At 46.9% G+C, this 13694-nt stretch carries 20 protein-coding genes and 1 pseudogene; 17 read left to right on the top strand and 4 right to left on the bottom strand.

The annotated features are described in order from the left end of the window. Positions 1-140: 140 nt before the first annotated feature. From rpsT to IPL71_RS04690, 10 genes are all read left to right on the top strand, one after another. On the top strand, positions 141-458 hold the full coding sequence (rpsT, locus tag IPL71_RS04735; RefSeq protein WP_345319353.1) for a 30S ribosomal protein S20: 318 nt from the start codon (positions 141-143) through the stop codon (positions 456-458). A 105-nt stretch (positions 459-563) separates the two neighbouring features. Beyond that, positions 564-2381, top strand: a complete 1818-nt coding sequence (argS, locus tag IPL71_RS04730; RefSeq protein ID WP_345319351.1) for an arginine--tRNA ligase — start codon at positions 564-566, stop codon at positions 2379-2381. A gap of 70 nt (positions 2382-2451) precedes the next feature. Continuing rightward, positions 2452-3327 carry a hypothetical protein gene (locus tag IPL71_RS04725; RefSeq protein WP_345319349.1) on the top strand — a complete coding sequence of 292 codons (876 nt, stop codon included), beginning with the start codon at positions 2452-2454 and terminating at the stop codon, positions 3325-3327. A 314-nt stretch (positions 3328-3641) separates the two neighbouring features. Beyond that, entirely contained in the window at positions 3642-4961 is a 1320-nt protein-coding gene (locus tag IPL71_RS04720; RefSeq protein WP_345319347.1) for a cyclic 2,3-diphosphoglycerate synthase, read from the top strand. 183 nt (positions 4962-5144) lie between these two features. After that, positions 5145-5387: a hypothetical protein gene (locus IPL71_RS04715; protein ID WP_345319346.1), complete on the top strand. Its 243-nt coding sequence runs from the start codon at positions 5145-5147 to the stop codon at positions 5385-5387. 1 nt (position 5388) lies between these two features. Beyond that, a complete protein-coding gene (locus IPL71_RS04710; RefSeq protein ID WP_345319344.1) occupies positions 5389-5892 on the top strand; it encodes a PAS domain S-box protein in 504 nt (167 codons plus the stop codon). Positions 5893-5916: 24 nt separating this feature from the next. After that, the gene (locus IPL71_RS04705) at positions 5917-6279 is read left to right on the top strand and encodes a PAS domain S-box protein (protein WP_345319342.1); all 363 of its coding nucleotides are present in this window, start codon (positions 5917-5919) and stop codon (positions 6277-6279) included. Positions 6280-6838: 559 nt separating this feature from the next. Then, the gene (locus IPL71_RS04700) at positions 6839-7078 is read left to right on the top strand and encodes a PAS domain S-box protein (RefSeq protein ID WP_345319341.1); all 240 of its coding nucleotides are present in this window, start codon (positions 6839-6841) and stop codon (positions 7076-7078) included. Positions 7079-7229: 151 nt separating this feature from the next. Beyond that, complete coding sequence (locus tag IPL71_RS04695; RefSeq protein WP_345319938.1) at positions 7230-7415, top strand: nucleotidyl cyclase domain-containing protein; 186 nt, start codon at positions 7230-7232, stop codon at positions 7413-7415. Next, the gene (locus IPL71_RS04690; protein ID WP_345319340.1) at positions 7382-7555 is read left to right on the top strand and encodes a hypothetical protein; all 174 of its coding nucleotides are present in this window, start codon (positions 7382-7384) and stop codon (positions 7553-7555) included. Before IPL71_RS04695 ends, IPL71_RS04690 begins: the two co-directional genes overlap by 34 nt. A 221-nt stretch (positions 7556-7776) precedes the next feature. On the opposite strand, the gene IPL71_RS04685 is transcribed toward IPL71_RS04690, so the two are convergent. The 3 genes from IPL71_RS04685 to IPL71_RS04675 all read right to left on the bottom strand — a co-directional run bounded on the left by IPL71_RS04685 (position 7777) and on the right by IPL71_RS04675 (position 9563). Continuing rightward, entirely contained in the window at positions 7777-8205 is a 429-nt protein-coding gene (locus tag IPL71_RS04685; RefSeq protein ID WP_345319338.1) for a hypothetical protein, read from the bottom strand. Positions 8206-8629: 424 nt separating this feature from the next. Beyond that, positions 8630-9049: a hypothetical protein gene (locus IPL71_RS04680; protein WP_345319337.1), complete on the bottom strand. Its 420-nt coding sequence runs from the start codon at positions 9047-9049 to the stop codon at positions 8630-8632. 184 nt (positions 9050-9233) lie between these two features. Beyond that, positions 9234-9563: a hypothetical protein gene (locus tag IPL71_RS04675; RefSeq protein WP_345319336.1), complete on the bottom strand. Its 330-nt coding sequence runs from the start codon at positions 9561-9563 to the stop codon at positions 9234-9236. A 174-nt stretch (positions 9564-9737) separates the two neighbouring features. On the opposite strand from IPL71_RS04675, the gene IPL71_RS04670 reads away from it, so the two are divergent. The 7 genes and pseudogenes from IPL71_RS04670 (at position 9738) to IPL71_RS04640 (ending at position 13128) form a co-directional block, all read left to right on the top strand. Beyond that, positions 9738-9959, top strand: a complete 222-nt coding sequence (locus tag IPL71_RS04670; protein WP_345319335.1) for a tudor domain-containing protein — start codon at positions 9738-9740, stop codon at positions 9957-9959. 140 nt (positions 9960-10099) lie between these two features. Continuing rightward, positions 10100-10675, top strand: a complete 576-nt coding sequence (locus IPL71_RS04665; protein ID WP_345319333.1) for a biotin transporter BioY — start codon at positions 10100-10102, stop codon at positions 10673-10675. 146 nt (positions 10676-10821) lie between these two features. Beyond that, positions 10822-11508 (top strand): GTPase ObgE, encoded by a 687-nt coding sequence (obgE, locus tag IPL71_RS04660; RefSeq protein WP_345319331.1) that lies wholly within the window; start codon positions 10822-10824, stop codon positions 11506-11508. 39 nt (positions 11509-11547) lie between these two features. Further along, a pseudogene (gene cgtA / locus IPL71_RS04655) lies at positions 11548-12014 on the top strand (Obg family GTPase CgtA); the annotation flags it as partial. Continuing rightward, the gene (locus IPL71_RS04650; protein WP_514130742.1) at positions 12012-12083 is read left to right on the top strand and encodes a DUF1967 domain-containing protein; all 72 of its coding nucleotides are present in this window, start codon (positions 12012-12014) and stop codon (positions 12081-12083) included. The pseudogene cgtA and the gene IPL71_RS04650, both read left to right, overlap by 3 nt. Before the next feature lie 15 nt (positions 12084-12098). Then, complete coding sequence (locus tag IPL71_RS04645; RefSeq protein WP_345319325.1) at positions 12099-12521, top strand: hypothetical protein; 423 nt, start codon at positions 12099-12101, stop codon at positions 12519-12521. Positions 12522-12534: 13 nt separating this feature from the next. Further along, positions 12535-13128, top strand: coding sequence for a DedA family protein (locus tag IPL71_RS04640; protein ID WP_345319323.1), 594 nt, complete (start codon positions 12535-12537; stop codon positions 13126-13128). 20 nt (positions 13129-13148) lie between these two features. Here IPL71_RS04640 and IPL71_RS04635 read toward each other — a convergent pair whose 3' ends face one another. Continuing rightward, a complete protein-coding gene (locus IPL71_RS04635) occupies positions 13149-13637 on the bottom strand; it encodes an FKBP-type peptidyl-prolyl cis-trans isomerase (RefSeq protein ID WP_345319321.1) in 489 nt (162 codons plus the stop codon). Positions 13638-13694: the final 57 nt, after the last annotated feature.

Genomic DNA, 13694 nt, shown 5'->3' with positions numbered 1-13694 from the left:
AATAAAGACACCCCGCAAATGCGGGGTGTCTTTATTGCCCAACTTATGGAAAACAACCTAATTTACTGGACAAATACCCGCCCCTCATGTAAAATAGAGCGCTGTCATAAAGAAAAGCAAGTCACTTTTGGAGAAAAACCTTGGCTAACATTAATTCACAAATCAAACGCAATCGTCAGAACGAAAAACGTCGCATTCGTAATCGCAATCTTCGCGGTGCCGCACGCACTGCTATTTATGCCGCTCGCAATGCTTTCGAAGAGAACGAACCCAACACAAAGGAAGCAGTATTGAAGGCGATCAGCACATTGGACAAGGCTGCTGAAAAAGGCGTGATCCACAAGAACAACGCATCACGTCGTAAGGGTCGTTTGATGAAGCGCCTCGCTGCATTCATTGCCAACCCGCCCGTGGCTGAAGACCCCGCTTCAAAAAAGAAAAAGAAAGCCGCTAAATAAGCGACTAACTTGTAATTTGCTTTTCAGCAGATCATTAAACGGGAACGCCATTGGCGCTCCCGTTTTTGTTCACCTCTCATTCCAACCCTCGGCTATAATAAAAATATGTTTACAAAAGAACAACAACTCATCGAAGCAAAAATAAAAGAATTCTGCGCCGCGAATGATATTCCGCTGGCTGAACTTAAATGGCAGCCCATCCCCTTCTCGGGCGAATGGGGTTTTGCCACTTCCTTCTTTCAAACCGCCGCAAATGAAGCGCGCGCGGGCAAAGGCGGAAAACCCGTCCCGCAGAGAGCGCAAGAGATGGCCGAGCAGGTCAAAGGTCAGATCGGAAGCGTGGATGGGATCAGCCGCATTGATGCAGTGAAGGGCTATCTCAATTTATATTTCTCAACCGCCGCGTATGCGAGTCGGGTTGTGGATGAAGTACTCGCTTCGGGACTTAACTTTGGGCGGGGTGCAAAAAAGAATGAGAGAGTCATGGTTGAATATGCTCAACCCAATACGAATCATTCGTTTCACATCGGACATGCGCGCAATACAATTTTAGGTGAAGTGCTTGCGCGGCTGGTGGAGTTCGCGGGCTATGAAACGATCCGCGCCTCGTACCCCGGTGACCTGGGACTCGGCGTCATCACTGTGATGTGGATCTATGAAAAGCTGTACAAAGGTCAGGAACCTGAGGGTGTGCATGAGCGCGGTCAATGGCTGGCGAAACTTTATGTGGAAGCCACGGCCTTGCTCGAAAAGAAGGATAACGAAACTCCTGAAGAAACCGCACAGCGCGAAGCCTACGATGCCGAACGGCGCGAGATGTATCGCAAATGGGATGCCGGCGATGAATACGTGCGGAAATTATGGCATGAAACCCGCGAGTGGAGTTTGGAAGAATTACGCGAAGTGTTGAAGATGCTCGATGTAAAAATGGATGTGTGGTTCTACGAAAGCGAAGTGGACGAGCCATCCAAAGTGATCGTTGATGAATTAATTGCAAGAGATATTGCCACCGATGAACGCCCGACCGGCGGCGCGGTGATCGTGAAGATCGATGAGAAACTCGGGCTGACAAAGGAAAAATATCGAACGAACGTTATTCTGCGAAAAGACGGCACAACTTTGTATTTAACAAAGGACCTTGCTCTGGCAAAGGTTAAGTTTGAAAAATATCAGGTTGACCGCTCGATCTATGTGGTGGATTCACGTCAGGCGCTGCACTTGCAGCAGGCGTTTGCAATTCTTAAATTATGGGGGTTCCCACAATCAGAGAAATGCTATCACCTCGGATATGGCTTCGTAAGCCTGCCTGAAGGCGCCATGTCTGCGCGGCGCGGACGGGTTGTGCTGTTCAAAGATGTAGCCGATGAAGCGGTGAAACGTGTGCTGGCAGTTGAATCTGAGAAGAGCGGCGATGTCCCTGCTGATGAGCGCGAGAAGATCGCCTACCAGATCGGCATGGGCGCGTTGACTTATTCCATGCTTTCGGTGGATAACAACAAGGATATTGTCTTTGATATTAATGAAGCATTATCTTTTGATGGACGAACTGGACCGTATATTCAGAATGCTTATGTGCGGGCAAACTCTATTCTAAAGAAGTCAAAGGTCGAAGGTCAAAAGTCAGACCGTGGACTTTCAACTTTTGACTATGAACTCACCAAGCATGAGATCGAGTTGATCGAGCAGATTTCGCGCTTCCCGCAGACTGTGGAACAGGCGGCGAATGAGTATCGTCCGCTGGTGATGGCGGCGTATGCGTATGATCTGGCAAATGCATTCCATTCGTTCTATCATGCGGTCAATGTGATGCAGACGGAAGACGAAAAGACCCGAAATGCACGTTTACAATTGGTAATGGCGGCAAAGCAGACAATCGAGAATGCTTTGAGGCTTTTAGATATTCAGTCACCAGACGTGATGTAGAAAACCAAGTAAGAAAAGAGTTGGGAGATAAACTGCCCTCCAACTCTTTTTCTTGTGGGATAATTACATAATGGCTACAAAATCCAAAATTATAAACTTTGTGGTCAATATCAGTTTCTTTTTGCTTCCAATACTGACAATTCGCTATATTTTTTGGGTTGAAAATCCTCAGTTTTATATTTTCCTTAATAACTACAGAGCCATTTTATACGGTTGCAACCTTGCTTTATGGACTGGCCTTTTTCTTGCCTTATTCCATCTTATAACAAAAAAGCATCTTACACTTGGGATACTATTATTCATAACGACCATGCCATTCTTGTTTATGAGTAGTTTTCTTTCATTTGACGATGGCACAACATTATCCAATAATATAGCGTCAAAATTAGATACGATTCAGATTGGAACAGATACTTATTACCTCACATTAGAAAATGGCGAATGGGGGCATTACAGCGAATATCTTTACAAATGCAAAGGTAACAATTTATTTTGTGAGCAATTACCTTTTAGGAGCAATAATTATGGCGGGGTTCATTTTATTAGGGACATCTCAGGCAATGAAATCAATATTGTTAATAAGACGGGCCTGACATACACATACGGAGATCATCCCCGCTATTACAATTCGGATTCTCGTACACAACTCAAAAGCCATCTCTACTATTTGTCTAAGAAGTGCAGTGAAATTGAAGGTCATGACTGCAATATGTTTGCTTATACACTATACGAGTGCAGCTTAAGTAATACCTTATGCAAACAACTCTCTTTCGAATTTAAAATCAACCATGAGGTTGATTTGTATTTAGAGGCAAACGAGACGATGAATGAAATCAACGTCTACAATGATTATGATGCTAACAAAACATTAATTTATATATATGGTTTACACCCCGCTTGCTATATCAATGGATGTGAAATTTTACGCGGAAACAACCATGAATAAAAGGCTCTTTACTTTTTTACAGAAATTCGTATGCATCTGTGGCTGGACCCTCGGGGACAAAGCAGCGGGTAATCGAAGACGTTTTGAGGTCATTGAAGTCAACCACCGATGGTCCACTGTCTACCGTCCATAGTCTGTGCTCAAATATATATCTGTCATACAAAAAACAGGCTGAAAGGTATCTATGCTTTCAGCCTGTTTTCTTGTTTAATACTATTATAGAGACCGTATTGGGTAAAAACGATGTGACTCAAAACCAAAGCCGGGTTGCATTGGACACTGTCCTCAGTACGGCTGTACGATAGGAGATTCCTATGCCAATCAAAACCATCATCATGGGTGCGGCGGGACGTGACTTCCACAATTTCAACACGTTCTTCCGTGGAAATAAGGATTATGAGGTCGTGGCGTTCACGGCCACCCAGATCCCAGATATCGAAGGCCGCTTGTATCCAAAAGAACTCGCGGGCGATCTATACCCGAAAGGGATTCCGATCCATGCCGAAGAGGAGTTGCTTGATCTGATCAAGAAACATGGCGCAGAGCAGGTTGTCTTTTCATACAGTGATGTGCCGCACGAATATGTGATGCACAAAGCCAGCATGGTCAATGCCGCAGGCGCGGACTTCCGCATTATGGGTACGCATCACACGCAGATCAAATCGACCAAGCCTGTCGTGTCGATCAGTGCCGTTCGGACGGGATCAGGCAAAAGTCAGACCACGAGGCGTGTGGCTTTAATCCTCAAGGAAATGGGATACAAAGTCGCGGCCATTCGTCATCCGATGCCTTATGGAAATCTTGTGGCGCAGGAAGTTCAACGGTACGCAAGCTATGACGATCTCGATGAGTATCAATGCACGATCGAAGAACGCGAAGAATACGAACCTCATATCGATAGCGGTGTGATCATCTACGCCGGTGTGGATTACGAAAAGATCATTCGCAAAGCCGAAGCAGAAGCCGATATTATTTTGTGGGACGGCGGCAATAATGATTTTCCGTTCTATGTGCCTGACTTGCAAATCGTGGTCGCTGACCCGCACCGCACAGGACACGAGTCAACTTATTATCCCGGCGAAACAAATGTCCGCATGGCGGATGTATTCGTCATCAATAAAGTAGATACAGCGGATGCAGAGAACGTGATCAAACTGCGCGAGAATCTGCGCAAACTGAATCCGAATGCGACTCAGATCGAAGCGGCTTCTCCCCTCTTTGTGGATGACCCGGATGCGATTCAAGGCAAACGTGTTTTGGTAATTGAAGACGGCCCGACTCTGACTCACGGTGAGATGGCCTATGGTGCTGGATATATCGCCGCCCGACGGTTTGGTGCAAAAGAGATCGTTGACCCGCGTCCGTTTGCTGTGAGATCAATTGCAGCGACCTATGTCAAGTATCCGAAGACTGGGCCAATTTTGCCGGCCATGGGCTATGGTGATGCGCAGACAAAAGACCTCGAAGAGACGATCAATGCCTCAGATGTAGATCTGGTCATCATCGGCACGCCGATCGATCTTTCGCGCGTGATGAAGATCACGAAGCCGCATCAGCGAGTAAGATATGAATTGCAGGAAATCGGTCAGCCGACCTTGCTGGACGTGCTGATGAAAAAATTCGGCAGAAAATAGATTACTTACTAACAGAGGATGAAAAAAGAAGGGAGCCAGGTAACGAACAAAAGTGTTACCTGACTCCCTTGCTCAAAATCGAATGAGTTAAAAAGGGGCTGGCTAGGGTCACACTGATTTAATTTTCCACCAAGTAACAGAAAAATAAAATATCCTAACGTGTTGTTTTCAGGCAAGATTGGCATGAACAAAACCACAAAAGCAGAAAATCAACATCCATACAATTTAGAAGTTTTGCGTCAACGCATTGAAGACCTGGAGAGCATCATCCAAGGTTATCAAAATGTGATCGCAAAGCATGTTGAAAATGAAAAAAATAAAATTCATTCTTCAACACCATTGAGCACATGTTATTCGTGCTGGATATGGGGAAATATCCTGCAAGGAACGATACGGTCACACAAAGCTGGGATATTCACAGGATGAATTGAGCGGACAGAGTGTATTGATCGTCCATCCGCCGGAACAACGCGAAGAAGCGGGGAAGATCGTAGCCGAGATTCTGGCCGGCAGAGCCGAATACTGCCCAGTGCCAGTCATGACCCGAGGTGGAGTACAAATTCCTGTTGAGACTCGAGTCGCCCTCGGTAAATGGAGCGGACAGGACGTGATCTTTGGCATCACGAAGGATATTTCAGAGATAAAAGCCTCCGAAGAAAAATTCTCAAAGGCTTTTCATGCGAGTCCGGCCAGCATGGCTATTAGTGATATTCAAACCGGGGTGTATTACGACATCAATGACACATTCCTAAACACAATGGGATACTCACGGGAAGAGATCATTGGAAAAGTTCTTTTCGCTGAATATTATCGAGCCCGAGAGGCGCGACGTGATGCTGGAAATGCTGAATCAAAAGCAGACCGTACGCAACTACGAAGGAGATGTGCGGACCAAGTCAGGCGAAATACGCAATGGGTTATTCTCCATTGACTACATACAATTACAGGATAAAAATTGCTACTCAGTGTAATGAGCGATATTACCGAGCATAAACGGGCGGAAGAAGCATTGCGAGAAACCCTTGAGCATTTCCGCGATATGTTCGAGAGACACGATGCGATTATGCTTTTGGTGGAGCCTGAGTCCGGCTTGATTCTGGAGGCCAATCACGCCGCAGTGAGTTTTTACGGATACCCAAAATCCAAACTATGCTCCATGCTGATCAGCGAGATCAATACAATGCCGCCGGACAAGATTGCAGGGGAACGGCAAAAGGCGCTCAACGAGGAAAAAAATTATTTTATTTTTACCCATCAACTCGCCAGCGGAGAAACACGGGTCGGAGGTTCATTCCTCACCCATTACGCTACAGAATAAGACCATGCTCTTTTTCCATCATCCATGATGTTACCGAACGCAAAGAATGGAAAACGAACTTGTCACGAAAGAAGAAGGCTTGCAAATATCCTAAAGGGATCATACGCCGGCACCTGGGAGGGAATGTCCAAACCGGGGAAACTGTATTTAACGAACGATGGGCAGAAATCATCGGATATACACTCAAAGAGTTGGAACCCTTTCCGTGGATACCTGGCGCAGACTTACCCATCCGGATGATGGCAGCTGGCAGAACACGCACTAAAAAGTCATTTTCAGTGAAGTAGATTACTACGAATTGAACTTCGTATGCGCCACAAACGCGGACATTGGGCTGGATCATGGATCGGGGAAAAGTAGCCACCTGACAGATGACAAAAACCACTCCTGATGTATGGAACGCATCAGGATATCAGCGAGCGCAAAGCCTCAGAAGATGCGCTGCGTGAAAGTAGTCTCACTTCCGGTCTTTATTCAACCAGACACATGATCCGTGTTCCTTCTGGTCTAAATGGCTGGCACATATTGGTAAACCAACGTCCAAATATGCTTGGGTATAATGGATGAAATTACCGCGTTGTCTATAAATGACACCTCAGCAGAAAAAGAAAAAGTGAAATGGTCAAAACGTCTGCTCGCAGAGAATATTCCTCTTTACGAGAGGCTATTTGTAAAAGACGGCCAGATCATCCCGGCTGAAATTAATTTGGAATTGATCAACGACAAGAATGGCGCCCCGGTGTATATTCAAAGTATTGTACGGGATATCAGTGAGCGCAAACGCGCAGAAAAGAAATGATAGCAACGAACTATTAAATTCCCGTTTGATTGAAATCGAACAACTCCAAAAGAGCTGCACGAACAAAACCCCGCGTGGACCGACAACCGCTTACAACCGCCGCTACCTGAATGAGACATGAACGCGAGATTCGCGCAAACGGGGAAAACATTTGAGCATCATTATTTCTGATATTGACCATTTTAAAAAATTAACGATACTGGGGCATCAAGTTGGAGATAAATTCAATAGAGGTCGCGGCAATCCTGAAAACATGCGCGAGCCCGATATTGTCGTCGATATGGAGGTGAAGAATTTTTACTGGTGTTACCCGATGTCACAAAAACATCGGCCTTGAAACGGGCGGAGGAACTCAGGAAAATTTGTGCCGATATTTGCATTCACACGAGGGAAAAGCTCAAAAAACCTTATCCTTCGGCGTCGCCACCCACCCTATCCATGGAAAAGATGCCGATGAACTTGCGTCAAAGCCGATAAAGCCATGTATAAATCCAAACGCGCCGGACGAAATCAAGAGTATAGAAAGAAGATGCTGAATAACAACAAGCTGCCACTACGAAACCCGTCCGCCGAGACGCAAAACCGCTGAGTTTCAATAGTTCTTTCTCTGCACCTCAACAGTTCAAAAGATTTCAATATCTTTTCCAAAGGCAGCACTGAGTTATTTATTCGGGTTTGTTGATCCGCTCCCTCGCGTCTCAACAACCCGCTATCTTCGCCATAACGTAAAATAAAATAATTTGAAAGCAGAGCCAGACCGGCAACCATATAACTAGCGGGTAGGCAATCAACGCGATAAAATTCAACGTATCCTGCGCCCAAACAGGGATAAGATCATATCCACCAAGCCAGTCAAAGGTGTCAACACCATCTGCCAACGCGAAGAGGATCAATCCCCACCACGGGCGGCTCCATTGTCCACGGCCAAAAAGGAAGGAAAGCCAAATGGCAGTCGCACCCTCTGCCAGGTCAAAAACATAGGATAGAAGAGTGACAAATAAAATGATCCAGACTGAGCCTTCCCCCAGACCTGCTCGTTCAGCGAGGAGGTTAATCCAGCAGTGACCAACAAAGCAGCAACCACAACCCCAGATACAGGCGGCGACGAGTCTTATTTTCGGAGCCAAGCACCGCTCTCAATTGTAAATAAAGGGAAAGTCCAAGAAAGAAATATCCCAACAACCAAAACACATCTACAAATCCAAAGTCAGGGTAGGTTGCATCCCAGTACAAATAATCATAGACCATACCGCCGATCTCACCCGCCACCCAGAACCACAGCCCGACGGCAAAAAGCCTGCCAATCTGGTGGGGGGTCTCACCTTTTCAAATTGACAGGTAAGCAAGGTCCCGGCAATTGCGGCGCCAATGGCAGGTATTATCATCACGAGGACATCAAAAAGTACATCGTTCACATACGGCGAAATTTTTTCAGTAAGGGGTTCGGCATAAAGGACTAGGCGATGAGACACGCAGGATCGCATACACCACAAAACTTATGAAAGATACGTACCGGGGAAAGTTTTAATATTTTTGGATTGTGCATCGCTTCTATTCCGAAAATGCCGCGGGAATCAAACGCTGAGACTGTAGAAGAGCACGTTCGTCAGGGTTGATCTGTTCAAAGGTTTCATTCAACAGTCTTTGAGTTAGGTTATTTCCGATCACAATATTCATTTGCGCACCCATCGCCATGAATAATGCGCGGTACGCATGTGCGGCCTCAGTAATATATGGGAAAAAATGTCTGTCCACCATATCATTTTCATCAAGCGCAATGTTCCAATGCCAGGGCTGAATTTGACGATTGAGTTCCCGATCCATCATTTGCAGGAGCTTGACGCCGACCATCTCTTTGTAGCGGCTCAAGATTTTACGACTCCAATGCATGGCTCCGTGCCGTAACACAGCACATTGATAAGCCTGCGTCGAAGTAGGCAGGAATATGTGACGATGTCCCAGGGGATTCATTGATCATGCCCATATCAGGCAGACTGGTGACAAATCCCTCAGTCGTGGAAAAAATCATATCCGATTGTTGAGGTTCGCCCTGTAAAAGAGCGCAAACCCATGTGATTTTGGAGCGGTAATTTCCATAACCCATTCCACTGTTCCTGCCGCCATTGAGCAACTTGTTTTTCCCAGGACTCGGTACTTATGCGACTACATAATTATGTTTCACCTGAGATTCCAAAGCCAGCAGTGCCAACCTTCCGGCAACATCAGGGATTTGAATGGCACGGACTTGAATACCATTTTCATTTAAAGACGAGAACTCTGTCAGCAAAAGCGGTTTGCTTTGACCGTCTTCGATCATATATGCCATGCACGGCGTTCCCCCAATCAAGAGCAAAACAGCTGACTGATCGCCACTGATGCGTTTCTCCACCAGACCCGTTGCACCTGCACTACGAAAATAACCCTCCACGCTTTTGGAGGAGGTATTAATTGGAATATCTTCAACCTGAGGGAAAAAGTATCTCATATCGTGGTGTGTAATATAACGGAATAGAGGAATTCTACTAGACTTTCAAAGTTTATGGCGTTTCATTTTTGTTATTCAACTTTGACAACAACAAGAAGAACATTGAGGCGGGATTCCCAGCATCTTTGCTATAATGAACATATAATTTCTATTAAATTAAAAAAGGACATTAACATGGAATACTGGAACGAAGGCGACCGTACATTTGCATTTTGGGATGATGATGAATATTTTTACCCCGCTACGATCCTCTCGATCGAAGGCGATGATATTTCCATCCGCTTTGATACGGGGAAGAGGAATGGACAGACGCTGACTATCTTGAGGAATACAAGGTGGAAGTGGACGAAGAGATCGAATGTAAATCCGCGAAAGACGATCAGTATTATGATGTGATCGTCATCAACACCGATGGTGATCGCGTGGAAGTGGAATATGAGGATGGCACCACAGAATGGACCACCCTGAACCGTCTGCGCTTTTTTGTGGAAGAAATATAGATAAAAAAATTTTAAATAAATAAAGGAAATATAAACATGACTACATTGGCTCCAACTATTTCTCTACGTCTCTTTCCCCGCTCTGCAAGCTGGCTGCGCGACCTGACACTTATCATCCTTGGATCTTTGTTTGTCGCCGCATTGGCTCAAGTTGAGATTCCCCTGCCTTTCACCCCTGTACCGATCACGGGTCAAACCTTTGGCGTGCTGCTGGTCGGCGCGGCATTGGGATCAAAACGCGGCGCAGCCTCGTTGACCTTGTATCTCGCAGAAGGCGCACTCGGCCTGCCATTTTTTGCAGGCGGCGCGCATGGCTTATCCGTGCTGACTGGGGCAACCGCCGGCTATCTGCTGGGATTTATCGGCGCAGCGTATGTTATAGGTCGGCTGGCAGAAAAGGGCTTGGAAAGAAGCGTCAGCACTTCATTCATCCCATTTTTGGTTGGCACAGTCCTCATTTATGCCTGTGGTGTGACATGGCTGGCGGTGATGTTGGGCAGTTGGAGCAAAGCAGTCACATTTGGGTTGATTCCATTCCTTATTGGTGATATTATCAAATTGCTCGCGGCTTCCCTGGCTTTGCCCGCCGCGTGGAAATTGGTCAACAAATAGCTTTAGCCTGTTCGTTAGATTGCCCAGGCTTCGGAGATCAAAAATGGTCTCCGAAGCCTTCATATTTAACAAACAACGAAATGACCATGAAACGGCTATAATTGAAAAAATCGCAAGGCCCACAATAAAGAGATAATGAGACCAACATGTTTATAGATCAGGTAAATATTCACGTACGATCAGGCAAAGGCGGCGACGGAATGGTACATTTCCGCCGTGAAAAATTCGTTCCCCTCGGCGGACCCGATGGCGGCGATGGCGGCAGAGGCGGAAACCTCATCTTTGAAGTTAAAGCCACACTCAATACACTTTCCGCGTTTCGACAAAACGAAAAATTTGCAGCAGATGACGGTAAAAAATGGCGGCGGCTCCCAAAGACCGGACGCGGTGGAAAAGACCGCATTATCCCAGTGCCGCCCGGAACTGTTATTTATGATGCTGAAACTGGCGTGCTGCTCGGTGACCTCACCACACCCGGCCAGCAGCTTTTGGTTTGCAAAGGCGGCCGCGGCGGACTGGGCAATCAGCACTACGCCACTTCACGTAATCAAGCGCCACGCACGGCGGAACGCGGTGAACCGCATGAAGAAAAAATGATCCGGCTTGAGCTAAAACTCATCGCCGATATTGGCATTATCGGTTTGCCCAATGCGGGCAAATCCACATTGCTCGGCGCACTGACAAATGCCAAACCAAAGATCGGTGACTATCCCTTCACCACCCTTGAACCAAACCTCGGCGTGGCAAATATTGACGATGACACAACCGTCGTCATGGCGGATATTCCGGGCTTGATCGAAGGCGCGGCAGAAGGCGCAGGACTCGGGCCATGATTTCCTGCGTCACATTCAACGCACCGTGTACTGATCCATATGGTGGATGGTTTGTCTGAAGATCCGCTCGCGGACTATAGTCAGATCAACAGCGAATTGGCGCTCTTTGATCCCAAACTTGCGACCAAACCGCAGATCGTAGCGATCAATAAAATCGATCAGCCCGATGTGCAGGAACGCCTCAAGGAAATCAAGGCCAGTTTCAAAAAGAAAAAAGTAGACATCATCACGATCTCTGCCATGACCCGCACCAACACCCGCGACATCTTAATCGCCGCGTATCAAAAACTGGCAGACATTCCCGTGGAAGATGTGGAAGAAACCCTGCCCGTATACAGACCCGATGTGGACCCGAACATTTTCGAGATCACACGCGAAGAAGACGGCAATTGGCGCGTCTCTGGCGTGGCAATCGAACGCTCTGCCAAGATGACCTACTTCGAGCACGATGGTTCCCTGCGTCGATTCCAAAACTATTGGAAAAACTCGGTGTAGACAAAGCCTTGCGTGAAGCAGGTGTTCAGGAAGGCGATACCGTTTACATTGGCAACTTCGAATTGGAATGGCAGGATTAATTTCAAGAGGGAGTCATGTCTTCTAAGGTAAATCCCAAACAGCGCGCGTTGATCATTGCGCTCATCATATTTGGATTTCTATTCACAGTTTTTTTTGGAATGCGCGCTCTGCGTGCCTTCAGAAAGTTTGACGGACATCGTCCGCCCCCGCCCGGTGAGGTCGAAACCGATGTCGAATTGGTGCGCGATTGGATGACCGTATCCTTTATTTCAAGAACATACTATGTGCCTGAAAAGTTCATTTACGAAGCGTTGAAAATTTCGCCGCTGGGCAATCACGATAAAAGTTTGGAAGCCCTCAACGAAGAATATTATCCAGACGCAGATGGATTCGTGCTCCAAACAGTCAAGGCGACACTGCTCGCGCATCAACCCAAGCCGACGCCCGACTCTGCTCCCGATACAGCTCCCCCGCCGACGGCTCCTCCCGCGCCGTAGCAAGTAAGTTTACATGTCTGATTTTCTTCTTACACAAGTCATTAATTACGGCACACCACTGATCGGGTTGATACTATTCCTCGGAGCGCTTGGGTTACCCATTGGCGCTTCAGTGGTTGTTATTGCGGCGGGAGCATTTGGTCAACAAGGCATTTTGGATATTCCCAGTGCAGCCATCCTCGGGTTGGTCGGCGCATTGCTTGGAGACTCACTTAGTTTCAGCATGGGATATTATGCAAAAGACTCTGTCCAAAAGCGTTTTGGACAATCTCCCGCATGGCGAAGCGCACGCGCATCTTTTCAAAAACGCGCAGGTCTGGCAGTTTTTCTCACCCGTTGGTTGATCACCGCCATGGCCATTCCAACAAATTTGATCGCAGGCAGCAGCGGATATAAATACACCCGCTTCATAGCCTACGATGCCGCAGGCGAAATCCTATGGATCGGCCTATACGGCGGACTTGGATATTTATTCGGCGCTCAATGGGAATTGGTTTACGATTTCATGAGTAACTTCGGCGGTTTGATCCTGGGGCTGATGGTATTCGGCTTTGGCATCAGACAAGCCTGGAGCTGGCAGGAAAAGAAAAAATCGCTCTCGAAATAATCGGGAGCGATTTTTATATCCTAGTGGTGATGTCCTTCTTCGTGGACGTCACCGTGATCGAGTTCCTCTTCGGTCGGGTCGCGCAGCGCAACCACTTTCACACTGAAATGTAATTCAGCGCCAGCAAGTGGATGATTGAAGTCGAGACGCACGGTTTCCTTGGTGATACTATCAACACGCGCATACTGATTCTGACCGTCTTCATCAGTGACGTTCAACTCAACGCCTTCTTCAATTTCCATATCCGCCGGGAATTCATTGCGCGGCACATCCATAAAAGCATCGTCGTCGAATTCGCCGTAGCCGTCTTCAGGTTTAACAACAACGTCCTTGCTTTCACCGACCTTCATCCCGATCATTTCACTCTCAAGCCCGGGGACAATATTTCCGTATCCGGCCAGAAATTGCAAAGGACCGGCATCGTCAGAGGAGTCAAGCACCTCACCGTCCACCGTTAATTTGTAATCCATTGAAACAACCAACCCGTCCTGTACTGTATCTTTGCTCATTTTTTTATCCTTTTGAAAAATTTATGCGTCCATTTTACCAGCGATTAAGAGAGTCAA

The sequence above is a fragment of the Candidatus Villigracilis proximus genome, assembly GCF_016717045.1.
GTDB classification, from domain to species: domain Bacteria; phylum Chloroflexota; class Anaerolineae; order Anaerolineales; family Villigracilaceae; genus Villigracilis; species Villigracilis proximus.
Note: the sequence above shows the minus strand (reverse complement) of the source record. Positions and strands in the feature narration are given on the sequence as shown.

What these genes read in the sequence shown, in the direction of transcription:
- IPL71_RS04720 (WP_345319347.1), top strand. Translation starts at nt 3,642, where the DNA reads ATGCCAATCAAAACCATCATCATGGGTGCGGCGGGACGTGACTTCCAC.
- obgE (WP_345319331.1), top strand. Translation starts at nt 10,822, where the DNA reads ATGTTTATAGATCAGGTAAATATTCACGTACGATCAGGCAAAGGCGGC.
- IPL71_RS04640 (WP_345319323.1), top strand. Translation starts at nt 12,535, where the DNA reads ATGTCTGATTTTCTTCTTACACAAGTCATTAATTACGGCACACCACTG.
- IPL71_RS04645 (WP_345319325.1), top strand. Translation starts at nt 12,099, where the DNA reads ATGTCTTCTAAGGTAAATCCCAAACAGCGCGCGTTGATCATTGCGCTC.
- IPL71_RS04635 (WP_345319321.1), bottom strand. Translation starts at nt 13,637, where the DNA reads ATGAGCAAAGATACAGTACAGGACGGGTTGGTTGTTTCAATGGATTAC.
- IPL71_RS04675 (WP_345319336.1), bottom strand. Translation starts at nt 9,563, where the DNA reads ATGAGATACTTTTTCCCTCAGGTTGAAGATATTCCAATTAATACCTCC.
- IPL71_RS04700 (WP_345319341.1), top strand. Translation starts at nt 6,839, where the DNA reads ATGGATGAAATTACCGCGTTGTCTATAAATGACACCTCAGCAGAAAAA.
- IPL71_RS04725 (WP_345319349.1), top strand. Translation starts at nt 2,452, where the DNA reads ATGGCTACAAAATCCAAAATTATAAACTTTGTGGTCAATATCAGTTTC.
- IPL71_RS04670 (WP_345319335.1), top strand. Translation starts at nt 9,738, where the DNA reads ATGGAATACTGGAACGAAGGCGACCGTACATTTGCATTTTGGGATGAT.
- IPL71_RS04680 (WP_345319337.1), bottom strand. Translation starts at nt 9,049, where the DNA reads ATGAATCCCCTGGGACATCGTCACATATTCCTGCCTACTTCGACGCAG.
- IPL71_RS04715 (WP_345319346.1), top strand. Translation starts at nt 5,145, where the DNA reads ATGAACAAAACCACAAAAGCAGAAAATCAACATCCATACAATTTAGAA.
- argS (WP_345319351.1), top strand. Translation starts at nt 564, where the DNA reads ATGTTTACAAAAGAACAACAACTCATCGAAGCAAAAATAAAAGAATTC.
- IPL71_RS04665 (WP_345319333.1), top strand. Translation starts at nt 10,100, where the DNA reads ATGACTACATTGGCTCCAACTATTTCTCTACGTCTCTTTCCCCGCTCT.